The 24,428-nt window shown below is 71.1% G+C and carries 20 protein-coding genes; 15 read left to right on the top strand and 5 right to left on the bottom strand.

Annotation, left to right across the window (positions count from 1 at the left end):
- Positions 1–2: 2 nt before the first annotated feature.
- The 9 genes from B9Y95_RS14365 (at position 3) to B9Y95_RS14325 (ending at position 10,376) form a co-directional block, all read left to right on the top strand.
- Positions 3–1,862 (top strand): GMC oxidoreductase, encoded by a 1,860-nt coding sequence (locus tag B9Y95_RS14365; RefSeq protein WP_159453418.1) that lies wholly within the window; start codon positions 3–5, stop codon positions 1,860–1,862.
- On the top strand, positions 1,859–2,920 hold the full coding sequence (locus tag B9Y95_RS14360) for an alpha/beta hydrolase (RefSeq protein ID WP_085512725.1): 1,062 nt from the start codon (positions 1,859–1,861) through the stop codon (positions 2,918–2,920). Before B9Y95_RS14365 ends, B9Y95_RS14360 begins: the two co-directional genes overlap by 4 nt.
- Complete coding sequence (locus tag B9Y95_RS14355) at positions 2,917–3,618, top strand: hypothetical protein (protein ID WP_085512723.1); 702 nt, start codon at positions 2,917–2,919, stop codon at positions 3,616–3,618. Before B9Y95_RS14360 ends, B9Y95_RS14355 begins: the two co-directional genes overlap by 4 nt.
- Before the next feature lie 54 nt (positions 3,619–3,672).
- Entirely contained in the window at positions 3,673–4,035 is a 363-nt protein-coding gene (locus B9Y95_RS14350) for a hypothetical protein (RefSeq protein ID WP_085512720.1), read from the top strand.
- A 228-nt stretch (positions 4,036–4,263) separates the two neighbouring features.
- A complete protein-coding gene (locus B9Y95_RS14345; protein ID WP_085512717.1) occupies positions 4,264–5,628 on the top strand; it encodes a cystathionine beta-synthase in 1,365 nt (454 codons plus the stop codon).
- 129 nt (positions 5,629–5,757) lie between these two features.
- Complete coding sequence (locus B9Y95_RS14340; protein WP_071258797.1) at positions 5,758–6,936, top strand: cystathionine gamma-synthase; 1,179 nt, start codon at positions 5,758–5,760, stop codon at positions 6,934–6,936.
- 183 nt (positions 6,937–7,119) lie between these two features.
- Positions 7,120–8,625, top strand: a complete 1,506-nt coding sequence (locus B9Y95_RS14335) for an MFS transporter (protein ID WP_085512715.1) — start codon at positions 7,120–7,122, stop codon at positions 8,623–8,625.
- A gap of 180 nt (positions 8,626–8,805) precedes the next feature.
- Positions 8,806–9,372, top strand: coding sequence for a DUF1648 domain-containing protein (locus tag B9Y95_RS14330; protein ID WP_159453417.1), 567 nt, complete (start codon positions 8,806–8,808; stop codon positions 9,370–9,372).
- A 116-nt stretch (positions 9,373–9,488) separates the two neighbouring features.
- Positions 9,489–10,376, top strand: coding sequence for a DarT ssDNA thymidine ADP-ribosyltransferase family protein (locus tag B9Y95_RS14325; RefSeq protein ID WP_085512710.1), 888 nt, complete (start codon positions 9,489–9,491; stop codon positions 10,374–10,376).
- Positions 10,377–10,680: 304 nt separating this feature from the next.
- On the opposite strand, the gene B9Y95_RS14320 is transcribed toward B9Y95_RS14325, so the two are convergent.
- Genes B9Y95_RS14320 through B9Y95_RS14305 form a run of 4 tightly spaced genes read right to left on the bottom strand, consistent with a single transcriptional unit; the run spans position 10,681 to position 15,057 of the window.
- Positions 10,681–11,730 carry a LacI family DNA-binding transcriptional regulator gene (locus tag B9Y95_RS14320; RefSeq protein ID WP_085512707.1) on the bottom strand — a complete coding sequence of 350 codons (1,050 nt, stop codon included), beginning with the start codon at positions 11,728–11,730 and terminating at the stop codon, positions 10,681–10,683.
- A 59-nt stretch (positions 11,731–11,789) separates the two neighbouring features.
- Positions 11,790–12,707, bottom strand: a complete 918-nt coding sequence (locus B9Y95_RS14315; RefSeq protein ID WP_085512705.1) for a sugar phosphate isomerase/epimerase family protein — start codon at positions 12,705–12,707, stop codon at positions 11,790–11,792.
- A complete protein-coding gene (locus B9Y95_RS14310) occupies positions 12,704–13,891 on the bottom strand; it encodes a dihydrodipicolinate synthase family protein (RefSeq protein WP_085512703.1) in 1,188 nt (395 codons plus the stop codon). Before B9Y95_RS14310 ends, B9Y95_RS14315 begins: the two co-directional genes overlap by 4 nt.
- Entirely contained in the window at positions 13,888–15,057 is a 1,170-nt protein-coding gene (locus tag B9Y95_RS14305; protein ID WP_085512922.1) for a Gfo/Idh/MocA family protein, read from the bottom strand. The genes B9Y95_RS14310 and B9Y95_RS14305 overlap by 4 nt, the downstream gene beginning before the upstream one ends.
- A gap of 358 nt (positions 15,058–15,415) precedes the next feature.
- On the opposite strand from B9Y95_RS14305, the gene B9Y95_RS14300 reads away from it, so the two are divergent.
- The 6 genes from B9Y95_RS14300 (at position 15,416) to B9Y95_RS14275 (ending at position 22,670) form a co-directional block, all read left to right on the top strand.
- Positions 15,416–16,372, top strand: coding sequence for a carbohydrate ABC transporter permease (locus tag B9Y95_RS14300; protein WP_085512701.1), 957 nt, complete (start codon positions 15,416–15,418; stop codon positions 16,370–16,372).
- Positions 16,365–17,291: a carbohydrate ABC transporter permease gene (locus B9Y95_RS14295; RefSeq protein WP_079003233.1), complete on the top strand. Its 927-nt coding sequence runs from the start codon at positions 16,365–16,367 to the stop codon at positions 17,289–17,291. The genes B9Y95_RS14300 and B9Y95_RS14295 overlap by 8 nt, the downstream gene beginning before the upstream one ends.
- A gap of 117 nt (positions 17,292–17,408) precedes the next feature.
- Positions 17,409–18,722 (top strand): ABC transporter substrate-binding protein, encoded by a 1,314-nt coding sequence (locus tag B9Y95_RS14290; protein ID WP_085512699.1) that lies wholly within the window; start codon positions 17,409–17,411, stop codon positions 18,720–18,722.
- 95 nt (positions 18,723–18,817) lie between these two features.
- The gene (locus B9Y95_RS14285; RefSeq protein ID WP_085512697.1) at positions 18,818–19,828 is read left to right on the top strand and encodes a DUF6807 domain-containing protein; all 1,011 of its coding nucleotides are present in this window, start codon (positions 18,818–18,820) and stop codon (positions 19,826–19,828) included.
- Entirely contained in the window at positions 19,825–21,186 is a 1,362-nt protein-coding gene (locus tag B9Y95_RS14280; RefSeq protein WP_085512695.1) for a Gfo/Idh/MocA family protein, read from the top strand. The genes B9Y95_RS14285 and B9Y95_RS14280 overlap by 4 nt, the downstream gene beginning before the upstream one ends.
- Positions 21,183–22,670, top strand: coding sequence for a dienelactone hydrolase family protein (locus tag B9Y95_RS14275; RefSeq protein ID WP_085512693.1), 1,488 nt, complete (start codon positions 21,183–21,185; stop codon positions 22,668–22,670). The genes B9Y95_RS14280 and B9Y95_RS14275 overlap by 4 nt, the downstream gene beginning before the upstream one ends.
- 119 nt (positions 22,671–22,789) lie before the next feature.
- On the opposite strand, the gene B9Y95_RS14270 is transcribed toward B9Y95_RS14275, so the two are convergent.
- Positions 22,790–24,415, bottom strand: coding sequence for an aldehyde dehydrogenase (NADP(+)) (locus B9Y95_RS14270; RefSeq protein ID WP_085512691.1), 1,626 nt, complete (start codon positions 24,413–24,415; stop codon positions 22,790–22,792).
- Positions 24,416–24,428: the final 13 nt, after the last annotated feature.

Genomic DNA, 24,428 nt, shown 5'->3' with positions numbered 1-24,428 from the left:
GCGTGGAGCGTTCGACCAGCAGTGCGGAGGGAACGGCCTCCGGTCGTGCCCGGCTCGCGACCGACGACCTGCCCGAGGAGTGCGGCGTCGCCGTGATCGGATCGGGCTTCGGCGGCTCGGTCATCGCCGCGAGGCTCGCCGGCGCCGTGCCCGACGGTGAGCTCGTGGTTCTCGAACGCGGGATCGAGCGGGTGCCGGGGGAGTTCCCCAACTCGTTCGCGAGCATGCGGTCGTCGATCAGGACACGACGCAATCCGTTCGGGCTCTTCGAGCTGCACTTGGGACGCGACGTCGATCGTCTGACCGCCTGCGGGCTCGGAGGCGGATCGCTCATCTACGCGAACGTGCTCCTCGAGCCTCGGCCCGAGGTCTTCGACGACTCCTGGCCGTCGCAGATCGATCTCGACACACTCGCTCCGTACTACGACCGGGTGCGGTCGATGCTGCAGCCGGAGGTCTACGTCGACGAGCAGGACGTCCGCGACGGCGGGCCGGTCGTGACCCGAGGGGCGCTTCGTGGTTCGGCTTTCGAACGAGTGCTCGACGATCCGAACGCCACCGGACGCACCGACTGGGCAGGGCGGACGTTCGACCAGCGCCGGGTGCTCGGCAAGGTGCGGGCGCTCTCCGGACTGGCCGAGAAGCGTGGCGCCGTCGCGATGCGCGTCCCCGTCGCGATCAACCTCACCTCGCCCGCTGAGCGCAACGCCCACGGTGTCGGGCAGCCGAAGTGCACGATGTGCGGCAACTGCGTCACGGGATGCAACGTGGGCGCGAAGACCACGATGTGGGCGAGCTACCTGAGGGTGGCCCGTACAGCGGGTGCCCGGATCGTGACGGCTGTGGAGGTGCGCACCATCGTCCCGTCCACGCGTCCCGACCGGCGATGGATGCTCCGTGGACGGCGCTGGCTCGAAACAGGCGGACGACGCAGAGCGGTCGGTTTCGAGCTGCACTGCGACGTCGCCGTGCTCGGAGCGGGTGCACTCGGCACCACCGGCATCCTGCTGCGCAGCGCAGCGGCCGGTCTCCCGGTCGCCGCAGGGCTCGGGCGACGCTTCTCCGGCAATGCCGACGCCCTCGCCGTGTCCTACAACTCCGCGTGGCGACAGAGCGGCACCGGTGCTCCCGACGAGCACCAGCCGGACCCTGAGCCCGGTCCGACCATCACCACTGAGCTCGACCGTCGCACCCCGGAAGGCGGATACCTGCTCCAGGACGGCGCGATGCCCAACGCCCTCACCGAAGCGCTCCGACGCATCCTCGCACTCCGCTTCGCGTTCTCCGGTGATCGCAGGATCTGGTGCGATCTCCGCCCAGGTGGCTGCCCTCCCGGATGCGGAGCGATCGAGCATTCGCAGGTGTGGCTGGCGATGGGATCCGATTCCGCCGAGGGCACCGTCGGGCTCGACCGACGTGGCGAGCCCCGGGTGCGGTGGGTCGGCTCCGGAAAGCAGTCGATCTACGCCCAGGAAGCCGCCGACCTCGCGCAGCTGTCGGACGGTGCCGGGGCGACGCACGTCAGCAATCCGCGGCACGCTCTCCTCAGCGGCGGCATCCCCTCGTACACGCCGATCACCGTGCACCCGCTCGGCGGAGCAGCGATGTCGGACGATCCGGCGACCGGTGCGTGCGACGCCGACGGACGCGTGTACCGGGCGGACGGCTCTCGCCACGAGGGCCTCTACGTCGCCGACGGCTCCGGCTGCCCGAGTGCCACCGGTGCGAACCCCGCACTGACGATCGCCGCGCTCGCGGAACGGATCGCCTCGACGCTGCTGAACGGTCGCCTGGCGGCGCTCACCCGGCTTCGTCCCGCCACCACGAACCCGGTGGCCGACCCGTCGACGGTCAGCCCATGACCGCGGCTCGGCCCCGCGGCCGTCTCTTCGGCGGTGTCCTCGCCGCCGCAGCCGTCGTGAGTGTCCTGGTACCCATGGTGACCGGCTTCGAGACCGAAGGCGTCGCCGCTGCGACGGTGGCGCAGACCGTGACCGACACCGGCCTCGACCTCAGCATCGACCCGACGGGTCCGGTCGTCGGCCTCGCGACCGGCTGGCTCGACGTCTCGGACCTCGCGCCGCCGGGGATCGCCGGCGGCGAGCACCGCGTGCGCGTCGGGGTGATGGAACCAGCAGGCGAAGCAGTCGCCGACGTACTCTTCCTGCACGGACACGCCGACCGTCTCGACAACCACCCCGCACTGTTCGAACACCTCGCCGCGCGGGGGCTCCGCGTGATCTCGTTCGACCTACCGTCCCACGGCGAGACGGACGCCGGCCTCATCGACGCGTGGTCCTTCGACGACGTCGCGGCGCTCGCCGGACGGGTCGAACGCGCGACCACCGAGGACCGGAACCGGCCATTCGTCCTGGTCGGTTGGTCGTTCGGCGGACTCCTCGAGACGACCATCGTGCAGTCACCCGAACGGCGCGCGGCCTTCAGCCGTCCGATCGCCGGCCTCGCGCTCGAGGCGCCGGCGATCGTGCCCCTCGCCTTCTCCGGCGGTGACGGCGTCTCGAAGCTGCGCACCCTCACCCACGATCTCCGTGCCCCCGTGGCCGGACCACCGAGTCCGGCATCGCCGTTCCAGGACCCGCTGTTCGCCGTCAGGCTCCTCGCCCAGGCGCAGCTCGCGGCGATCACCCCGTTGCCGTCGGACGTCCCGGCGCTCGTGGTGCTGGGCGATCCGGCACTCGACCGCTACATCGACGTCGCCGCCGTGGACGACTGGGCGCGGACGACCGCCGGCGGGGACGGTGCGCCCGTGCGTGTCCTCTCCTGCGATGGAGCCCGCCACGGCCTCGACCTGGAGTCGTGGCCGATCGGCGAGGCGGTCGGGCAGGCCGTCGGTGACTTCGCGGTCGAGGTCGCGACCGGACGCACCACCGCCACCCACGAGAGCGGAGCCTGCGAATGACGGCACGACCGACGAGCTTCACCGAGCGGATGGTCGGACCGGTCACCGCGGTCGACTGGGCGGTGCCCGTGACCCTGCCGGCGCGCGGACCTCGGTGCGGTGACGGTGTCCGTGCGCAGGCCGAGTCGTACCTCGCCGACGCCGTCGGCACCGGGGCGCCCACCCGGACGCTCGATCTGGACGCGCTCGAACTCGTCGTCGACCCGGCACCCGACCGCTACGACGGATACCGCGCCGAGATCGTCGGCGGACGCGCCACCGGGCTCGGCGCAGGACTCGACGGTCCGATCGTCGCCGGCTTCGCCGATCTGCTCCTCCGGGCGCGTACGGGCCGGCGCTTCTCCTACCGGATGCTCGTCGACGGCGGCGCTGGGAACGAGGCCCGCTGGCGGATCGTCGAGGGCATCAAGTCGGTCGCCGGCGGCGCTCGTCGGGCATGGCCGGAGACGACCACGCTCTACACCAGGGTCTTGCGTCCGGTGAGCCTCGCCGGGACGGACGAGCTGGGATCCGACTTCGGCCGCACCCTCAGCGAGGGGGTGGCGGGGGAGATCCCCGCGGCGTTCGTCGAGTTCGTGGGAGTCCTGCGTATCCGGCCCGCTGATCTGTTCGCGCAGGGGTGCTCGATGCGTGGTGGCGTGCTGCCGTTCCTCGCCGGATTCGGCGCCCGGATCGTCGACCGCGGAATCGTCCGCTGAAACCGTTCACGAGCCTGCCCGGCCGCAGACGCACATCGTTCAACTCTGCCCCCTATGCTGGGGGCACTCGTCCATCCGACCGATCGGCACACCGTGCTCGAAGCAGGCACCACACCGCACCCAGGTTCCACGCTCACGCAGCGGCTCTCCTCCGGTGCGCGCGCGACGCTCGAGCTCATGGCGGCAGCGCTCGCGGGTGAGGGACACCGTGATGCGGCCGAACGGTCGGGCGCCGGTCGCGGCCGCCCGGTCGAGGTCTCGGTGCGTCGCCTCCCGGCGGTCGTCGTCGTCCTCCTGCTCGGTCTCATCGTCCTGACGGCCATCGGGACGCTGTTCGTCATCGCCGCGATCGGCACCGGCGTCGCGGCCGTGCTCGGTGCGGTCGATCAGCGTCGGCAGCACCTCGCGATCCGCTGAGCGGGCGGCGAGGGCGCGGTGACGCTCCCCACCACCACCGCGCGGCCCCGTCATCCGGCTGCGTTCCCCGCACTCGCCGGGTAGGGTGGTCTGTATGCGTCTCCGCCTGTCGTGTTCCTGCTGTCCCCGCTGAACCGTCCCCGCCGGGATGCCGCCTCAGCCGCCCCAGCCATCCGGTGACGCACGCGAGAGTCGTGCGGTGACGCACCACAGGAACAGATTGCAGACATGAACTACGCAGACTCCGTCCTCGATCTCATCGGGAACACGCCCCTCGTCAAGCTCAACCGGGTCACCGAGGGCATCGCGGCCACCGTGCTCGTCAAGGTCGAGTACCTCAACCCGGGCGGCTCCTCGAAGGACCGCATCGCGACGCGCATCATCGACGCCGCCGAGGCGTCGGGCGACCTCAAGCCGGGCGGCACGATCGTCGAGCCCACCTCCGGCAACACCGGTGTCGGCCTCGCCCTCGTCGCCCAGCAGCGCGGGTACCGCTGCGTGTTCGTCCTGCCCGACAAGGTCGGCGAGGACAAGCGGAACGTGCTCACCGCCTACGGTGCGGAGATCGTCGTCACGCCCACCTCCGTCGCTCCCGACAGCCCCGACTCGTACTACAGCGTGTCCGACCGCCTCACCGCCGAGATCCCGGGCGCGTTCAAGCCCAACCAGTACGCGAACCCGAACGGACCGCGCAGCCACTACGAGTCGACCGGTCCCGAGATCTGGCGCGACACCGAGGGCGAGATCACCCACTTCGTCGCGGGCGTCGGCACCGGAGGAACCATCTCCGGGACGGGCAAGTACCTCAAGGAGGTCTCCGAGGGCGGCGTTCGCGTCATCGGTGCAGATCCGGAGGGCTCGGTCTACTCGGGCGGCACCGGGCGCCCGTACCTCGTCGAGGGCGTCGGCGAGGACTTCTGGCCGACCGCGTACGACCCGTCCATCCCCGACGAGATCATCGCCGTCACCGACGCCGAGTCGTTCGCGATGACGCGTCGCCTCGCCCGCGAAGAAGGACTGCTCGTGGGCGGCTCCAGCGGCATGGCGGTCCAGGCCGCTCTCGTCGCGGCCCGCGACCTCCCGGCGTCCGCCGTGGTCGTCGTCCTCCTGCCCGACGGCGGGCGTGGTTACCTCGGCAAGATCTTCAACGACTCCTGGCTGCAGTCCTACGGGTTCAGTGAGGTCGCCGACGACCGCACCGTGGGCGACATCCTCCGTGGCAAGGGCTCGGAGATGCCGGACCTCGTGCACGTGCACCCGAGCGACACCGTCCGCGACGTCGTCGACATCATGACCGAGTACGGCGTCTCGCAGCTCCCGGTGCTGAGCGCCGAGCCGCCCGTGGTGATGGGCGAGGTCGTCGGTGCGATCGACGAGGCGAGCCTCATGGACGCCGTCTTCAGTGGCGCGGCCAAGATGAACGACGCCGCGAGCGCGTTCGTCGGCGACCCGCTGCCGCTCATCGGTCTCGGTGAGTCCATCCCGGCGGCGCGCGCGGCGCTCGGCTCCGCTCCGGCCTTCCTCGTCACCGACGGCGGCAAGCCGATCGGCGTCATCACGCGGCACGACCTCCTCACGTACCTGGCGGGTTGAGCGTGGGCGGCATGCAGGTCGTCTGGGCGGATTCGGGGCGATGTCCCGACCACGCCCGACCCAGGTGACGCCGTCCGACCGGTCGCCCACCCAGACACCTCCTCGAATCCTGAACCGAAAGAGTCACCCATGAGCAAGCACGACCACGGCTTCGCCACCCGCAGCATCCACGCCGGACAGGAGTTCGACCCCACCACCGGGGCGATCATCCCGCCGATCTACCAGACGTCGACCTTCGTCCAGGACGGCGTGGGCGGGCTCCGCGGCGGCTACGAGTACAGCCGCTCCGCCAACCCGACCCGCACGGCGCTCGAGACGCAGCTCGCCGCCCTCGAGGGTGCGAAGCACGGCTTCTCCTTCGCCTCCGGCCTCGCCGCCGAGGACGCGCTCATCCGCACGGCGCTCCGCCCCGGCGACCACATCGTCATCGGCAACGACGTCTACGGCGGCACCTACCGGCTGATCAACCGGGTGCACGGCGCCTGGGGGATCGAGCACACGGTCGTGGACCTCGGCGACCTCGCGGCCGTCGAAGCGGCGATCATCCCGGGCCGCACGAAGCTGCTGTGGGTCGAGACGCCGAGCAACCCGCTCATGAAGATCAGCGACATCGCGGCGCTCGCGGCCCTCGCGCATCGCCACGAGGTGCTCTCCGTGGTGGACAACACCTTCGCCTCGCCGGCGCTGCAGCAGCCGCTCTCGCTCGGGGCCGACATCGTCGTGCACTCCACGACGAAGTACCTCGGTGGTCACTCCGACGTCCTCGGTGGCGCCATCATCATGAACGACGACGAGCTCGCCGAGCAGCTCGGCTTCGTGCAGTTCGCTGCCGGCGCGGTCTCGGCCCCGCTCGACGCGTGGCTCACGACGCGTGGCATCAAGACCCTCGCGGTGCGCATGCGTCAGCACAGTGCGAACGCGCAGGCGATCGCCGAGTTCCTCGACGGCCACGCCGCCGTCGAGCGCGTCTACTACCCGGGTCTCGAGAGCCACCCCGGTCACGAGCTCGCCGCCCGCCAGATGTCCGGGTTCGGCGGCATGCTGTCGCTCGCGCTCGTCGGTGGCCCGGCTGCGGCCACGCGCCTCGTCGAGAAGACGAAGCTCTTCGCGCTCGCCGAGTCGCTCGGCGGCGTCGAGTCGCTCATCGGCCTGCCGGCGCAGATGACGCACGCCTCGGTGAAGGGCACGGAGTTGGCCGTCCCCGAGAACGTCGTCCGGCTGTCGGTCGGCATCGAGGACGTCGCCGACCTCATCGCCGACCTCGACCGCGCGCTCGCGAAGGTCCTGAAGGCGAGCGCCAAGCACTAGCGGGCCGTTCCGGCTCGTTCGCAATTCATCCTCCTGCCCCTCCCTAACTCAGGACGCCCGCGGCGTGTCGCGCGCTGAGGCCGACGTCGGCCGGCGACGCGCCGGGGCCGTCCTGAGTTGGGGAGGGGTGCGGGGTGGCGGGCGCTTGACCTCAAGTCACGTTGAGGTTCTAGGCTCGGAATCGTGACCACAGCGACGACCCCCGAGCCCGCGACCGGAGCCGACCCGACGCCCCGCGACCGCGGGATCTTCAGCCGCCGCTTCGTCCTCGTCACCATCGGTGCGTGCGCGCTCGTGTTCCTCGGCGCCTTCGAGTCCCTCGCCGTCACGACGATCATGCCGCTCGTGAGTGGCGAGCTCGGCGGCGAGCAGCTCTACGCGCTCGCCTTCGCCGGCCCGCTCGCCGTGAGTGTCATCGGCATGGTCGCGGCCGGCTCGGTCGCCGACCGCCTCGGCCCGGTCCAGCCGCTGCTCGCGTCCGTCGTCCTGTTCCTCGTCGGTCTCCTCCTGGCCGGAACCGCGACCACCATGTGGGCCGTCGTCGCCGGACGCCTCGTCCAGAGCCTCGGTTCGGGAGCGATGACCGTCGCCCTGTACGTCCTCGTCGCACGCATCTACCCACCGGCCCTGCACCCGCGGATCTTCGCCGGCTTCGCGGCCGCCTGGGTGGTCCCGTCCCTGATCGGACCGTTCCTCGCCGGGGTGGTCGCCGAGCGGTTCAGCTGGCACTGGGTCTTCCTCGGTGTGGTCGGGCTCGTGGTCGTCGCGACGATCCTCCTCCTGCCGGCCCTCCGGATGCTGCGCGCCTCCGCAACCGAACGAGCCGAGCGGCAGGCCGCCGAGCAGGAGTCGGCGGAGGGCAGCGGCGAGGCGGCCACCGTCGCGCGGACGGGCGCGGAGCTGCGTCGACTCGGGTGGGCGGTGCTCGTCGCGGCGGCGGTCCTCGCGGTCAACCTCTCGACGGAGTTCTCGGGATGGACCGCCTGGGCGCTCCCGGTCGTCGGTGCGATCGTCGCGATCCTCGCCCTCCGACCACTCATCCCGCTCGGCACGCTCACCGCACGCCGCGGGCTCCCGACGGTCATCCTGGTGCGCGGACTCACCTCCGCCGCGTTCTTCGGCGCCGAAGTGTACGTGCCGTACCTGCTGACCCGCGAGCACGGGCTCACGCCAGCGCTCGCCGGACTCGCGCTCACCGGTGGGGCGATCGCGTGGTCGCTCTCATCCTGGTTGCAGGGGCGCCTCGGGGACCGGCTGTCGAATGCGAACGCCGTGCAGATCGGGTCGTCACTCGTCACGGTCGCCGTCGCGATCGCCCTCTCCGCAGCCCTCGTCGGCCTGCCGCCGGCGGTGCCGGTCGTCGCCTGGGTGGTGAGCGGCGGCGGGATGGGACTCATGTTCCCGCGACTCAGCGTGATGACGCTCGCCTACTCCGACGAGCGCTCGCAGGGGTTCAACAGCGCGGCGATGTCGATCGGCGACGCGATCGGCGGGGCCCTCGCGCTCGCGGCGACCGGGCTGGCGTTCACGGCACTCGACGGCTCTCGCGTGTTCGCGGGGTTGGGCTGGATCGCTCCCGGCGGGATCGCGTTCGCCGGATGCTTCGCCATCGCGCTGGTCGCCGGTGTCGGAGCGGTCGTCGTCGCGCGTCGGGTGAGCCGATCAGCTGAGGCAGGCGCGACCGGGTGAGCCGAGACGCCGTCGCCTGGGTAGTGCTGCGGTGCGTGGGGGGTAGCGTCGCCCACGCATCGCTGCAGTGTCCAGGCGGCGGACTCGCGCTCGAGCGCCGCGCACCGGGTATGATTGATGCAGATATTCCGCGGGCCACGACATGCGTCATCGGTGGCGCTCGCCCAGACGAGGAGCGCCATGCAGGACCCGACGACCACTCGCCCGGAGCAAACCGTTCGCCGGACGCCGGTCTGGCCGCATCTCGTCGCACTCGTCATCGTCGCGGCGACGCTGGTCGTCGGCCTGGCGGTGTATCCGTCTGCACCGGATCCGATGCCGGTGCACTTCGACGCCGCACTCCAGCCGGACACCTGGGCGGCCAAGAGCCTCGGCGGGTTCCTGCTGCCGGTCATCATCGGCACCGCGGTCGTGGCGGTCTTCTGGATCATCGCCGCCTGCACGCCGCTCGCTGGAACGACCCGGTCGGACGACGGCCCACACCCATCGGCCACTGCATCGACGTGGTCCACGCAACTGTCGCCTCGTCCCGAGGTGACAGCGGCCACGACGGCGGCCACGATGCGGCTGCTGGGCGACATGTCGATCGCGACCGCCGCGCTCATCGCGGTCGTCGCACTCACCACCTGGCTCGGCGTGCCCGCGTGGATGGCGCCCTGGCTGCTCCCGGTGCTCCTGGCGATGTTCTTCGGATCACTCGCCGTGTCGTGCGTCCGGGTGTTCCGGGCGCAGCGCGGGCTCGGTTGACGGCGCCCGCGTTCACGAGGGGTGCCGAAGCCGCGTACCCTTGATGCGTACGTCTCGGCTCGTCCCCCCAGTGACCCGCTCCTCGTGTCTCGGAGCCGGACTGCAGAAGGACTCTCTTGAGCGACGAATGCAAACACGGTTTCGACAACGGCCTCTGCGCGACCTGCTTCCCGCCGCCGCCTCGCGAGGTGCCGGTCGCTGAACCACCCGCTCCCAAGGTCCGTCGGTCGACGGTCGCTCCCTCGCTCCGCGAGCCGGCCCCGACCCGCGTGCGGACCGCCGCCACCACGAAGACGGTGACGAAGGCGGCAGCCGCCCTGCCCGTCGTGCGCGTCGGCGAGCAGCGGCTGTACCACGTCACCCACATCCGCAACCTCGAGCGCATCCTCGAGACCGGCAGCATCCTACCGGTGGCGTCACCGGCGCTCCCCGACGGGCCGGTCGTCGACATCGCCGCTGCGAGCCACCGCGAGGCGCGACGCACGATGGTGCTCGCCGGCACCGACGACCTCACGCCGGCCGACTTCGTCCCGTTCTTCCTCACCCCGGACGCCGACCTCTGGGCGGGCATCCGCGCGGGCGAGCACGACGTCCGCCTGTCCGCCGAGGCGTTCGCATCATCGGTCAACGACTACGTCGTGCTCGTCACCACGATCGACGGCGCCGCCGTGCACCCGGGTGAGTTCGACGCCGACACCGGCCGGCCCTCCCGGGCACGCGTCGTGGTCGCCGACGGTGACGCCTCCCACGTGCTCACGAGCATCGGCGCCAACGCGATGACCGCCGACCGCATGGTGCAGCGATTCGCGACCGACGAGGACCCTGCGGCCCTCCGACGCGCCGAGGTGCTCGTCGCCGACGCCGTGCCGTTCGACCGAGTCACGGTGATCGGTGTCGCGACGGTCAACGTCCGCGAGCACGTCAAGCGACTGGTCGCCGGCGCCGGCCACCGCACCAAGGTCGCCGCCTACACCCCCTGGTTCCAGGAGCACGTCGCCGAGTAGGCGAAGCCTCACCGCGTTCACAACTCCTGGTGTGCGGTGCCGGAACCGACTGCCGGCGCCGTGTCGGGCGGTCCAGCCGCCCTCAGCAGGAGTTGTGCGCGGGAACGAGTGCGCACCTCGGCCGCGCGGAGGTGACGCGTCCCCGTCCGAGGGCACCGGACTCAGGGCGAGCTGCTGTCCGCAACTCCTGCTGCATGGCCCCAGGACCACCGCGCCGGACGCGGAAAGGCCGGATCGGGGCGAGCTGCAGGAGTTGTGCACGGATGAACGCCCCGGGGGAGGGGACGGGACAGGACGGGACTGGTCAGGCGCGCGGCGGCGTGCTCTCGCGGAGGAGGACGGTCGCGCCGACGGGCTCCGTCGTCGTGCTGTCCGTCGCCGGGTCCAGCGCCAGTCGCACCGCGTGCTCACCGACCGCCTCGAGCGGCACGGCGACCGTGGTGAGCGCCGGGGTGACGTCGCGGGAGGTCGCGATGTCGTCGTAGCCGGCGACCGCGAGGTCCTCGGGAAGGCGGAGCCCGGCCGCGCGGAACGCCGACATCGCGCCGATCGCCATCACGTCGTTGACGGCGAAGACCAGGTCGACGTCGTCGAGTCCCAGCTGCAGGAGTTCGGCGGCACCCTGGCGCCCGCCGTCGCGGGTGAACTCGGCCCGGACGATCCTCGACGGATGGATCGCGATACCGTGCTCGGCCAAGCCCTCGGCGAACCCGCTCACGCGCTCGCGGGAGGTCAGCAGGCGATCGTCGCCGGCGATGACGGCGAACCGGCGGTACCCGGCACCGACGAGCTCCCGGGCCAGCTCGCGGGCGCCGGTCGCGTTGCCGAGCTGCACCGTGGCGAACGGCAGCGTCCGCTGCGAGACGAGGACGACGCGTCCACCCGTCGACTCGTAGGCCGCGAGCTCATCCGACAGTCGGTGCTCCGACGCGACCCCGTCCCAGCGGCTGCCCGTCAGGATGATGGCACGTGGCCGTTGCCCGCGGAGCACCCGCACGAGTTCGAGTTCGCGCTCGTGGTCGCGGTGCGTGACCGCCATCGTCGTGGCGATGCGCTGCTCGTCGGCCGCGCGGATGGCCCCGGCCGCGATGGACGAGAAGTACGGGTCGGCGATGTCGCTCACGAGGAGCGAGATCGTCGACGACAGCCCCTTCGCGACCGCCTGGGCCGACAGGTTCGGCGTGTAGTTCAGGCGGAGCGCGGCGTCGAGGACCCGCCGGCGGAACGTCTCGTTGACCGTCCGGGTGCTCCCGTTGAGCGCGCGCGACGCGGTGGCGAGGGAGACCCCCGCCTCACGGGCGACGTCGTGCAGCGTCGGTGGGACCGGCGTCGCCCGGTGCTCGTCGACCGACATGGCGCTCCTTCGTACTGGCGGCTGCTGAGACACACTCTGCCACAGGGCGGCCGCGGCGATCAGGGGTGGTGGATCGCGTCGTCGTCGTGGTCGAGGTGCGGGACGACCGTCGCCTGGAACGCGTCGACGGTGCGATCGACCACCTGCTGGAACGGGCTGTCCCAGATGTCCTGGTTGAAGAGCTCGACCTCGATGTCGCCCGTGTACCCCGCCGCCTCGACGGCACGGGTGAGCGAGCCGAAGTCGACGACGCCGTCGCCCGGATAGTGCCGGGAGAGGAGGACGTCCGCGGCGAGCGGCGTCACCCAATCGCACGCCTGGTAGCTGGAGATCCGACCGGTCGCACCCGCGCGGGCGATCTGCTCGAGCACCTGCGGGTCCCACCAGATGTGGAAGGTGTCGACGACCACTCCGACGGACTCCGGAGCGAACTGCTCGGAGATGTCGAGGGCCTGACCGAGCGTCGAGACGACCGCGCGGTCCGACGCGTACATCGGGTGCAGCGGCTCGATGGCGAGCTGCACGCCGGATTCGAGCGCGTGGTCGGTGAGTTCACCGATCGCGTCACGGACGAGTTCGCGGGCGCCGATGAGGTCGCGGGACCCGGCAGGGAGGCCGCCGACCACGAGGACGAGTGCCGGGGCGCCCAGGGCTGCGGCCTCGTCGATCGCGGCCCGGTTGTCGTCGATCGACGTCCGGCGAGCCGGTCCCTCGGGCATGGTGAAGAAACCACCACGGCACAGGCTCGAGACGCGCAGGCCGCTGTCCGTGAGGAGGCTCGCCGAGGCTGCGACGCCGTACTCCTGAACGGGCTCGCGCCAGGCGCCGAAGCTCGTGACGCCGGCCGCGGTGACGGCCGCGACCGCCTCCGGGAGGGTGGCGTACTTGATCGTGGCCTGGTTGACCGAGAGTCGCGGGTGCGGGGTGGTGCGCCCCTCGACAGGCTCGGGGACCGGGGTGTGGGTGGTGGCGCTCATCGGGTTCCTCCCGCAGTGGTCAGCGTGCCGACGACGCCGGCCGTGCGCAGCAGGCCCGTCCAACGTTCGGCGGCGAGCTCCGGGTGCTCGAGTGCGCCGGCCGCGTCGGCGAGGCGCACGATCTCCGACAGGTGCGGCAGGCTCCGGGCCGCGTGCAAGCCGCCGACCATCGAGAACGCCGGCTGGTGGCCGTTCAACCAGCTGAGGAAGGCGATGCCCGTCTTGTAGTAGTACGTCGGCGCGGCGAAGATCTGCCGCGACAGGGCCTCGGTCGGTCGGAGGATCCGCTCGTAGGCGGCCGGGTCGCCGGCGTCGAGCGCTCGGATCGCGGCGGACGCGGCCGGAGCGATCGCGGTGAACGCTCCGAGCAGGGCGTCGGAGTGTCCGACGGCGTCACCGGCGATGAGGTCGACGTAGTTGAAGTCGTCACCGGTGAACATCGTCGTGCCGGCCGGGAGGCGACGTCGGACGGCGATCTCCGCGTCGGCGTCGAGGAGGCTCATCTTGACCCCGGCGACGTGGTCGACGTGGTCGGTCATGATGCGCAGCAGCGTGTCGGAGGCCTCGGCGACGTCGGTCGAACCGAAGTACCCCTCGAGGCTCGGGTCGAACGCCGTGCCGAGCCAGTGCAGGACCACGGGCGACTGCGCGGCCGACAGGACCCGGTCGTAGACGCGACGGTAGTCGTCGGCGGACTGCGCCGCCCTCGCCAGGTGTCGGCTGGCCATGAGCACGGTCCCGGCGCCCGCGTCCTCGGCGAACGCGAGTTGTTCGAGGTAGGCGTCGGCGACCGCGTCGAGCGAGACGGTCTCATCGGTGAGGTGGTCGGTGTTGACGCCCACGACGAGCGCGCCGCCGACGGAGGCGGCCTCCGCGGCGCTCCGGGTGATCAGCTCGCGCGTGGCGGCGGTGTCGAGCCCCATGTTCCGCTGGGCGGTGTCCATCGCGTCCGCGACGCCGAGGCCGTACGACCATACGTGGTGGCGGTAGGCGAGCGTCGCGTCCCAGTCGAGCTCGGCGGGCGCGCCCGGCACGTTGTCGCCCCAGGCCGTCGGTACGACGTGTGCCGCGGCGTAGGCGGTGCGGCTCGTCAGGGGAGTGCTCGGGCGCTCGGCCACGACGGGCTCGCGGAGCTCCAGCGCGGTGACCGTGCCGTCGGTCGAGAGCAGCGGGACGGACGTCATCGTGCGACCGAGGCCTCGAGCGACGCCAGCTCCTCGTCCGCGCCGGCGGTGTCGCCCGGGCTTCCGAGCGTCACCTCGGGAAGGTCGAGGCGGCGGCCGGTGCGCGAACTCTCGAGGCCGAGTTCCGCGAGCAGGACGCCGCGCGCGCCGGCGAGCAGGTCGTACTCGTAGGGGCCGTCCTCGACGACGTGGCGGAGGAACTCCTCCCACTGCGTCTTGAAGCCGTTCTCGAACACGTCGTTCGTCGGCACGTCCTGCCAGTCGCCCGCGTAGTCGTGGTCGTCGGCGAGGTCGGGGTTCCACACCGGCTTCGGGGTGACGTTCCGCGGCTGCACCTTGCAGCCGAAGAGGCCGGCGACGGCGGAGCCATGCGTGCCGTCGACCTGGAACTGCACGAGCTCGTCGCGGTCGACGCGCACCGTCCAGCTGGAGTTGAGCTGGGCGATGACGCCGCCCTCGAGCTCGAAGACCCCGTAGGCGGCGTCGTCGGCGGTGGCCGCGTAGGCCTCGCCCCGTTCGTCGAAGCGCTCGGGGATGTGCGTCGTCGCCTTCGCGTACACGGACTCGACCCGACCGAAGAGGTTCTCGAGCACGTAGCTCCAGTGCGGGAACATGTCGACGACGATGCCGCCGCCGTCCTCGGCCCGATAGTTCCAGCTCGGGCGCTGCGCCGGCTGCCAGTCGCCCTCGAACACCCAGTAGCCGAACTCACCGCGGACGGAGAGGATCCGACCGAAGAAGCCCGAGTCGATGAGGCGCTTGAGCTTGCGCAGCCCCGGCAGGTAGAGCTTGTCGTGCACGACGCCGTTCTTCACGCCCGCCTCGGCGGCGAGGCGTGCGAGCTCCAGCGCCTCCTCGAAGGACTCCGCCGTCGGCTTCTCCGTGTAGATGGTCTTGCCGGCGGCGATCGCCTTGCGCAGTGCGGTGGCGCGGGCCTTGGTGACGAGGAAGTCGGCGTAGATGTCCCAGCGGGGGTCGGCGAGGACCGCGTCGAGGTCGGTCGAGGTGTGTTCGATGCCGTGCCGCGCGGCGAGCTCGTCGAGGGTCACCTGGTTGCGGCCGACGAGGATCAACTCGATCTGGCGGCGGGTGCCGTCGGACAGCTGCACGCCGCCCTGCTCCTGGATGGCCAGCAGCGAGCGCACGAGGTGCTGCCGGTAGCCCATGCGCCCGGTGGCGCCGTTGACGATGATCCCGATGGTCTGCTCTGACACGGTGGCTCTTCCTCTGGTTCGTGTTCCGGTCCCGGCGGCCTCGGGCCGTCCGGAAAGCGTTTACCGGGTCACTGTAGAACGACGTGCAGGGCCGTGGCAAGCGTTCGAACCGATTCGGTCACAGGTGATCACATATCGGACACGGATGCGGATTGAATCGTTGCATCGTCCGACGGGGCCGTGATAGAACTTGATGCAGCTCAGCCGGGAAACGCTTTCCGGGAAGTCATCAACGACGATCGACAAGGAGGTCCGACGTGGTCCGTGCAACTCCAGGAGCGCCCAGGACGACACTCGCGAGGGGTGTTCGGTGAGCGCGCTCGGCGAGCTCCGCAAGCTCAGCGCCGGCAAACGCCCGCAGACGGCGGCCGAGAAGGCCTTCATCAAGAAGGACAACCGCCGCGACAACAAGGCCGCCTACCTGTTCCTCCTCCCGTGGCTCATCGGACTCGCCGTCATCACCGTCGGCCCGATGGTCGCCTCGCTCGCGCTGTCCTTCACGAAGTACAACCTGCTGCAGGCGCCCAAGTTCATCGGCCTCGACAACTTCATCCGCATGATCGGCGACGAGCGGCTCCACAACTCGCTCGGCGTCACGTTCGTGTACGTCTTCGTGTCGGTGCCGCTCCAGCTCGCCGCGGCCCTGGCGCTGGCCGCCCTGCTCGACCGCGGTCTCCGCGGCCTCGCGATCTACCGGTCCGTGTACTACCTGCCGTCGCTCCTCGGCTCCTCCGTCGCCATCGCGGTGCTGTGGAAGCAGGTGTTCGGCGGCGAAGGCCTCGTGAACCAGTTCATCGCGATCTTCGGGATCGAGGGCCGCAGCTGGATCGCCGACCCGTCCACCGCCCTCTCCACACTGATCACGCTGAACGTGTGGACCTTCGGCGCACCGATGGTGATCTTCCTCGCCGGCCTGCGGCAGATCCCCGTCATGTACCACGAGGCGGCGCAGATGGACGGCGCGACGAAGTGGCAGCGGTTCACCAAGATCACCCTGCCGCTGCTCACCCCGATCATCTTCTTCAACCTCGTGCTGCAGATCATCCACGCGTTCCAGGCCTTCACGCAGGCCTTCATCGTGTCGGGCGGAACGGGCGGCCCAGCCGACTCGACGCTGTTCTACACGCTGTACCTCTACAACCGCGGCTTCTCGAACTTCGACATGGGCTACGCCTCGGCCATGGCCTGGTTCCTGCTCCTCATCATCGGAGTCTTCACCGCGATCAACTTCTGGGCCTCGAAATACTGGGTGAACTACGATGACTGACACGCTGACCACACGGTCCATCACGACGGACAGCAAGAACCGCAGTCGCGAGGCCAAGGAGGCCGAACGGCAGTACCGCCGCGCTCGTGGCTGGTCGCCCTGGAAGTCGGTCCTGAAGCACATCGGCCTCATCCTCGTCGGCTTCATCATGCTCTACCCGGTGATCTGGCTCGTCGTCTCCTCGCTCCGCCCGACGGAGGAGATCTTCCGGAACCCCGGCATCGTCCTCGACAGCTTCGAGGTGAGCAACTACAGCGAGGGCTGGAACACCCTCTCCGAGCCGTTCCACGTGTTCCTGCTGAACTCCGTGCTCATCGTCCTCGGCTGCATCGTCGGCAACCTCGTGTCCTGCTCGATGGCCGCCTACGCCTTCGCCCGGCTGAAGTTCAGCGGCAAGCGCTGGTGGTTCGCGGCGATGCTCATGACGCTCATGCTGCCGATCCACGTGATCATCGTGCCGCAGTACATCATGTTCTCCCAGCTCGGTTTCGTGAACACGTACCTGCCGCTGATCCTGCCGAAGATCCTCGCGACCGACGCGTTCTTCGTCTTCCTCATGGTGCAGTTCATCCGCGGCATCCCGAAGGAACTCGACGAGGCGGCACGCATCGACGGCTGCGGCCACCCGCGCATCTTCGGGGTCATCATCCTGCCGCTCATGGTGCCGGCGCTCGCGACGACCGCCATCTTCACCTTCATCTGGACCTGGAACGACTTCTTCAGTCAGCTCCTGTACCTGACGAAACCGGAGATGTACACGGTGCCGCTCGCCCTGCGGGCGTTCATGGACGCGCAATCGTCCACCTCGTGGGGGCCGATGTTCGCGATGAGTGTCGTCTCGCTCCTGCCGATCTTCCTCGTCTTCCTGTTCGGTCAGCGGTTCCTGTTGAAGGGCATCGCGACGACCGGCGGCAAGTGAGGGCCGACCCACCGACCAGCACCTCCGCAGCACCCGCACCAGACCACCAGCACCACACCCAGCACCACCGGATCCAGCAGCTCCGGATCCGGATCGATCGATTCGAAAGGGAACAGCATGAGCATCAGCAAGCACGGCAGAGCCGCCGGCTTCATCGCGACGGGAGCCGTCGCAGCCCTCCTCCTCGCCGGCTGCAGCGCCGGGGGCGACGCCGCCACCGAACTGTCCGACGAGCCCGTCACCCTCCGCTTCACCTGGTGGGGCAACGACGCCCGCACGGCGGCGACCCAGGAGGTCATCGCGGCCTTCGAGAAGGAGCACCCGAACATCACCATCGAGCCGCAGTTCACGGACTGGGCCGGCTACTGGGACAAGCTCGCCACCGAGACGGCGGCGAACGACACCCCCGACATCATCCAGATGGACGAGAAGTACATCGCCACCTACGGCGACCGGGGCGCGCTCCTCGATCTGAACACGGTCACCGACCAGCTCGACCTCGGCGACTTCCCCAAGGAGACGCTGACGTCCGGCACGGTCAACGACTCGCTCTACGGCGTCCCCTCGGGCATCACGAGCTACTCCTTCGTCGTGAACCCCGACCTGCTCGCCTCGGCCGGCATCGAGATGCCCGATGACGAGACCTGGACGTGGGACGACTTCACCGAGCTGAGCGAGCAGGTCTCGGCAGCCGGTGGCGGATCGATCTACGGCTTCCAGCCCTTCGGCTTCGAGGACGGCGGCCTGAACAACTGGGCCCGTCAGCACGGCGACGAGCTGTACAACGACAAGGGTGAGGTCTCCATCAAGCCGGAGACCCTGTCCTCCTGGTGGGCGTACCTCCTCGACCTCGTGAATGCGGGAGCGACGCCGTCGCCGTCCGCGATCATCGAGAAGCAGGCCGGTGGCCTCGCCGAGTCGTTCACCGCGACCAACTCGGCCGCGTTCGCCCCCTGGTGGAACAGCCAGCTGACGGCCCTGACCGAGGCGAGCGGGTCGCCGCTCGAGCTCCTGCGGGTGCCGACGGTGGACGGCGGCGCCGATGGTTCCGCGTACTACAAGCCGTCGATGTACTGGTCGGCGTCCGCCCGGACCGAGCACCCCGCCGAGGCCGCGCTGTTCATCGACTTCCTCGCCAACAGCGAGACCGCGGCCGACTCGCTCCTCACCGAGCGCGGCGTCCCGGCCAACACGAAGATCCGTGAGTACATCACGCCGAAGCTGGCCGAGACCGACCAGGCGGTCGTCGAGTTCCTCGACGGGCTCGCCGACGACATCGGTGAGCCGCCGACCGTCACGCCCGCCGGTGGCAGCGCGATCGAGGCGCTCGTGAAGCAGTACACCGAGCAGGTCCTCTTCGGCAAGAACACGCCCGACCAGGCCGCCGAGGGGTTCATCAAGGACCTCAAGGCCGCCGTCGCAGCCGGCTGATCCTGCCACCGCCTCTCGACCGGCTCGGGGAACGACGTCCGTTCCCCGGGCCGGTCGATCGGCAGCTCCACCACCGCTTCATCCGAGGGGATCCCGTGACCACCGACCACCGCCCCCGTCCGACCGGTCTCGCGCTGACGCACGAGGTCGGTTCGGCCATCACCGTGCACCTCGACGGGATCGCCATCCTGCGGTACACCTACCGACCGGACACGGTCCAGCGCGAATCGCCGAAGCCGTACCTCCATCCGGTGCGCACGGCAGGTGGCGCGCTCGTGACGCTGGCCAGACCGCACGACCACGTCTGGCACACCGGGATCGCCTGGGCCCTCCCGCACGTCGGCGACGACAACTTCTGGGGCGGCCCGACCTTCACCGGGACCGCCTACGAACAACTCGCGAACAACGGCCGCTCCGAACACGTCGCCGTCACGGACCTCCGCGCCGACCCGGACGAGGTGCGGTTCGCGCATACGCTCGCGTGGACCGCGGAGGACGGTCGGCACCTCGTCGACGAGGAGCGCGCGCTCACGGTGCGACCGGCCGCCGGCGACTGGACGCTGACCTTCGAGACCCGGATGCGCAACGTCTCCGGCCGGGACCTGTCGATCGGGTCGCCCACGACGAAGGGGCGGGAGAACGCCGGCTACGGCGGGCTCTTCTGGCGCGGCCCGCGATCCTTCACCGGCGGCACCCTGCACACCCCCGACGGGAGCGGCGGCGAGGAGTTCCGCGGCACCCGCCACGCGTGGATGGGCTTCACCGGCCTCCACGACGGAACGGCCGCGGCGTCGAGCATCGTCATCGTCGACGACCTGCGGAACCCCGCGCACCCGCCGCAGTGGTTCGCGCGCACCGAGGAGTTCGCCGGCCTCTGCCCGGCGCCGTTCTTCAGCGAGGAACTGCCCTTCGGAGTCGACGAGACCCTCGAGTTCCGCTACGCCGTCGTCGTCGCCGACGGTGCAGCCGGGGACGGCCGGGCCGCTGCGCTCGCCGCATCCGGTCGAGACGCGCTCGAACGGTCGCGTTCTGGCCGTGCCGATCACCACGACAGCGCGCCCACAATAGCGCCCGCCGCACCGACCCGGAAGGACCCACACGCATGACCACGACCCGCGAACGCTACGCCCTCATCGGCACCGGACACCGCTCGCAGATGTACCTCGACGCCATCGCCGGCCCGCACGCCGACGTCGCCGAGCTCGTCGCCTGGAGCGACAGCAACCCCGGCCGGCTCGACCACTACGAGGCGGTCCTCGCCGAGCAGGGGGTCCCGCTGCCGGCTCGGTACGGCCCGGACGACGTCGAGCGGCTCATCGCCGAGGAACGCGTGGACCGGGTGATCGTGACGACCCCCGACTTCACGCACGCCGAGATCGTCTCGCGCGCGCTCCTCGCAGGCGCCGACGTCGTCGTCGAGAAGCCGCTCACCATCGATCGCGAGGGCGTCGAGCGCATCGCGGCGGCCGTCGCCGAGAGTGGCCGGAACGTCGTGACGACCTTCAACTACCGCTACAGCCCGCGGAACTCGGAGCTGCGCCGCATCGTGCAGGACGGTGGGATCGGACGGGTGACGAGCGTGCACTTCGAGTGGGTGCTCGACACCGTGCACGGCGCCGACTACTTCCGCCGCTGGCACCGCGAGAAGGAGCACTCCGGCGGGCTCCTCATCCACAAGGCGTCGCACCACTTCGACCTCGTCAACTGGTGGATCGGTGCGCGGCCGGCCTCCGTCTACGCCACCGGAGGCCTCCGCTTCTACGGTGATGCCAACGCGGCCGAGCGCGGGCTCGCGGCGCGTCCAGGGCGTGGATCGGTGCCGGACGACGCCGAGGCGGCGGCTCGCGGGCGCTCGAACGACCCGTTCGCCCTCGACCTGCGTGACGACCCGCGGCTCGAGTCGCTCTACCTGCGGGCGGAGCAGCACGACGGGTACCTGCGCGACCGCGACGTCTTCTCGCCCGGGATCGACATCGAGGACAACCTGTCCGTCCTCGTCGCGTACGACGGCGGCGCCTCGCTCAGCTACTCCCTGAACGCCCACGCGCCGTGGGAGGGGTATCGCGTCGCCGTCAACGGGACGGAGGGCCGGGTCGAGCTCGAGGTCGTGGAGCGCGCCGCCGTGCTCGTGGGGGCCGACGGGCGCGTCGTCCTCGACCCGAGCCTGAGCGGCGACGGCGAGACCGCCGACGGCGCTGCCTCCGCCGCACCGGTCCGCTCGCGCGGGGAACGCCTCGTGCTGCAACGCCACTGGGAGGAGGCCCGGGAGGTCGAGATCCCCGAGGGCGTCGGCGGACACGGCGGCGGCGACGCGTTCCTGCTGCGGCACCTCTTCGACCGCGTCACCGAGGACGAACTGGGACGGCCCGCCGGCTACGACGACGGCGTGCGGGCGATCTCGGTGGGCATCGCCGGGAACGAGTCGCTGCTGACCGGGCGTCCGGTCGCGACGATCGCGCCGTGAGCAGCGGCTCGGAGGCCGGCGCCGGCGCCGACCCGGACGTCGGGTCGACCTCGGCCGCTGAGCCGATGACCGAGCCCGCCCAGATCACCGAGTCTGTTCCGGCCGCTGAGTCTGTTCCGGTCGCCGAGTCTGTCCCGGTCGCCGAGCCTGTCGAGGTCCGGTCCCGGACAGGGTCGGTCCCGGTCCCGGATGCTGCCTTGCGGGATGGTCCCGTATCGGTCGGCGTCCCGGTCGCCGGCCACGTCCCGGTCGTGGACCATGTCGCGGTCACCGAGCCCGTCGAGGTGCGGTCCCGACCGGTCATACCTCCACCTGCGCGCGACCCCGGTCTGCGGGCGCTCGCCGCCCGGTTCCGGGAGTCGATCCGGGGCGTCAGTGCCGCAGACTGGTCGCTCGACGCCACGCGAACGCGCCTCGCCGAGGTCCTCGGTCTCTTCCCACGACCGGCGCCGCCCGAGCCGCCCGAGGAGCTCGGCAGCTGGACCCGTGACGGCGTCGACGGGGTCGGACTCCGCTGGTCGACCGGTTTCGGTGCGCCGACGTCGGCGTGGCTGTTGCGGCCGGCCGGCGAGACGGGCGTGCTCCCGGGTGCGCTGGCCCTGCACGACCACGGTGGGTTCACGCGCGTCGGGCGGGAGAAACTCGCGGACGGGCCCGATGGCGTGCCCGCCACGACGTCCGTCTCGTGCGAGGAGCTGCAGGCGTTCCGCGACCGCTACTACGGAGGCCGCGCCGTCGCGTCCGACCTCGCGCGCGACGGGTTCGCCGTGCTCGTGCACGATGCGTTCGGGTGGGGATCCCGGCGGATCCCGGACGAGGCCGTCGCCGAACGCTTCCATCGGACCGTCGACCTGCAGCTCGCCGGCCGTCGGGCTGAGTCGATCCGACGCGGAATGGAGGTCGCGGTGGTGTCGCCCGGGCAGCGGTCCGAGCTCCTCGCGGCGGCCAACGAGCCGCAGCTCGCGAAAGAGCTGGGCGTCCTGGGCACCTCGCTCGCCGGTCTCGTCCTCCGCGACGACCTCATCGCGCTCGACCAGCTGGCGGCCGCGCCCGGGGTCCGTTCCGGAGCCGTCGCGTGCTTCGGCCTCTCCGGTGGCGGTGCCCGGGCCGTCCTGCTCTCTGCCATGGACGACCGGATCCGTGCTGCGGGCGTGGTCGCGATGATGTCGACGTTCGACGGGGTGCTCGACGGGCACGCCGATCAGCACTCGTGGTCGTTCCTCTCACCGGGACTGTCGCGGGTCGGCGACTGGCCGGAGCTCGCCTCCCTGCGCCCCGGGCTGCCGCTGCTCGTCCAGTACGCCGAGCGCGACGAACTCTTCGAGCCGGCCGGGATGCGCGATGCCCACGCGATCCTCGCCGAGCGGTACCGGATCGGTGCCGAGCGCTCGGCCTACACGGGCACCTTCCACGACGAACCGCACAGCTGGTCCGTACCGATGCAGGCCGAGCTGCGCGCCTGGCTCGCCGCCGCCCTCGCCTGACCCGTCATCCGCCGGTTCTGTCCCAACTCAGGAGAAGTGCGGTGTGTCGGGTCTTTGCGGACCCTCAGGTGGGTGACGCGCCGGAGAGCTCCTGAGTTGGGGATGAACGGGAGCGGCGGTCAGGCGGGGAGCTCCAGGACGCCGTCGACGCGGCGGGGGAGACGGAGCGGGTTCGCCTCGTGCAGGGCCTCGGGGAGCGCACGCTCGGGTGCGTCCTGGTAGACGATCGGACGCTGGAAGCGGCGCACCGCCGACGCACCCACCGAGGTGTGGAGCGAGGTCGTCGCCGGCCACGGTCCGCCATGGTGCTGCGCCCAACCCACAGCGACACCCGTCGGCCAGCCGCCGAAGAGCACCCGGCCGGCGATCGGCTCGAGCCGCGACACGAGACCGGCGATGTCCTCACCGGGCGCCGCGTGCACGGTCGCGGTGAGCGCGCCACCGACCTCGGCCAGGACCGCGAGCAGCTCGGCGTCGTCCGCGACCTCGATGACGAGCGTCGCCGGCCCGAAGATCTCCTCGAGCAGGACCTCGGGGGCGTCGAGCACTGTCGCGGCGGTGGTCGCGAGGACGGTCGGAACGCCGGAATCCGCAGCCGCCGTCTCGCCGCCGAGGAGCGTCCGCACCCCGGGATGGCCGGCGGCGCGAGCGGTACCCGCGGCATAGGCCTGGGCGATGCCCGGCGTCAGCATGCGCCCGGCGACGGTGTCCGCCGCGGCCTGCGCGACGAGCTCGGCGAACCCGCTGCCGCTCGGCACGAGGACCAGGCCGGGGTTCGTGCAGAACTGCCCCACGCCGAGCGTGAAGGATGCCGCCAGCCCGCGAGCGAGGTCACCCGCCGCCTCACCCTGCAGCGCGGCCTCGGTGATGACGACCGGATTCGTGCTGCCGAGCTCGCCGTAGAAGGGGATCGGGGCCGGCCGCTGCGACGCCAGGTCGAACAGTGCGCGCCCGCCGGCGAGCGAGCCCGTGAACCCGACCGCGGTGATCGCCGGGTGCTGCACGAGGGCGGTGCCCTGCTCACGACCCTCGACGAGCGCGAAGGTGCCGTCCGGGGCTCCGGCCGAGCGCAACGCCTCGGTGACGATCGCCGCGGTCAGCCGGGAGAGTCGCGGGTGGCCGGAGTGCGCCTTCACGATGACCGGGCACCCGGCAGCCAGCGCCGACGCCGTGTCGCCGCCGGCGACCGAGAACGCGAACGGGAAGTTCGAGGCACTGAAGACCGCGACCGGCCCCGTCGGCCGGAGCATCCGTCGCAGCTCCGGCTTGGGCGGGGTGGCGGAGGCGTCGGCGTGGTCGATGACGACTTCGAGGAATGCGCCGTCGCGGAGGACGGCGGCGAACAGCCGCAGCTGGCCCGTCGTCCGCGCGACCTCGCCCGTGAGGCGCGCGGTCCCGAGGTGGGACTCCTCGTCGGCGAGTGCGACGAGCTCGTCGACCCGGGCGTCGAGTGCGTCGGCGGCGGCCTCGAGCCAGGCGGCGCGGGTCCAGGGCGCGGTGGATGCGAGCTCGGAGGAGGACGCGGCTGCTGCCGCGGCGACCTCGTCGACGGTCGGAACGGCGGCACGGCCCGCGTCGGAGGTGATGGCTGCGGTTCCCGCGGCGCTGGCGGCCGAGCTTCCGGTGCGTCCGCTGCCGCTGCCGCTGCCGCTGCCGGCGTCGGGGCCGGCGGTCCTGGCGGTGGCGCCCTGCAAGTCGGCCTCGGTGCGGTCGATCGTGCCGGTGCTGTGGTCGGTGTCGTGCATGGCGATGACTCCT

The sequence above is a fragment of the Plantibacter flavus genome, from assembly GCF_900177615.1.
Taxonomy (GTDB): domain Bacteria; phylum Actinomycetota; class Actinomycetes; order Actinomycetales; family Microbacteriaceae; genus Plantibacter; species Plantibacter flavus.
Note: the sequence above shows the minus strand (reverse complement) of the source record. Positions and strands in the feature narration are given on the sequence as shown.

Bases quoted from the DNA above. Each gene is read 5' to 3' on its own strand.
- B9Y95_RS14305 (WP_085512922.1), bottom strand. From the start codon at position 15,057: ATGGGCTACCGGCAGCACCTCGTGCGCTCGCTGCTGGCCATCCAGGAG.
- B9Y95_RS14355 (WP_085512723.1), top strand. From the start codon at position 2,917: ATGACGGCACGACCGACGAGCTTCACCGAGCGGATGGTCGGACCGGTC.
- B9Y95_RS14310 (WP_085512703.1), bottom strand. From the start codon at position 13,891: ATGACGTCCGTCCCGCTGCTCTCGACCGACGGCACGGTCACCGCGCTG.
- B9Y95_RS14270 (WP_085512691.1), bottom strand. From the start codon at position 24,415: ATGCACGACACCGACCACAGCACCGGCACGATCGACCGCACCGAGGCC.
- B9Y95_RS14340 (WP_071258797.1), top strand. From the start codon at position 5,758: ATGAGCAAGCACGACCACGGCTTCGCCACCCGCAGCATCCACGCCGGA.
- B9Y95_RS14360 (WP_085512725.1), top strand. From the start codon at position 1,859: ATGACCGCGGCTCGGCCCCGCGGCCGTCTCTTCGGCGGTGTCCTCGCC.
- B9Y95_RS14290 (WP_085512699.1), top strand. From the start codon at position 17,409: ATGAGCATCAGCAAGCACGGCAGAGCCGCCGGCTTCATCGCGACGGGA.
- B9Y95_RS14280 (WP_085512695.1), top strand. From the start codon at position 19,825: ATGACCACGACCCGCGAACGCTACGCCCTCATCGGCACCGGACACCGC.
- B9Y95_RS14320 (WP_085512707.1), bottom strand. From the start codon at position 11,730: ATGTCGGTCGACGAGCACCGGGCGACGCCGGTCCCACCGACGCTGCAC.
- B9Y95_RS14350 (WP_085512720.1), top strand. From the start codon at position 3,673: ATGCTGGGGGCACTCGTCCATCCGACCGATCGGCACACCGTGCTCGAA.
- B9Y95_RS14295 (WP_079003233.1), top strand. From the start codon at position 16,365: ATGACTGACACGCTGACCACACGGTCCATCACGACGGACAGCAAGAAC.
- B9Y95_RS14345 (WP_085512717.1), top strand. From the start codon at position 4,264: ATGAACTACGCAGACTCCGTCCTCGATCTCATCGGGAACACGCCCCTC.
- B9Y95_RS14315 (WP_085512705.1), bottom strand. From the start codon at position 12,707: ATGAGCGCCACCACCCACACCCCGGTCCCCGAGCCTGTCGAGGGGCGC.
- B9Y95_RS14330 (WP_159453417.1), top strand. From the start codon at position 8,806: ATGCAGGACCCGACGACCACTCGCCCGGAGCAAACCGTTCGCCGGACG.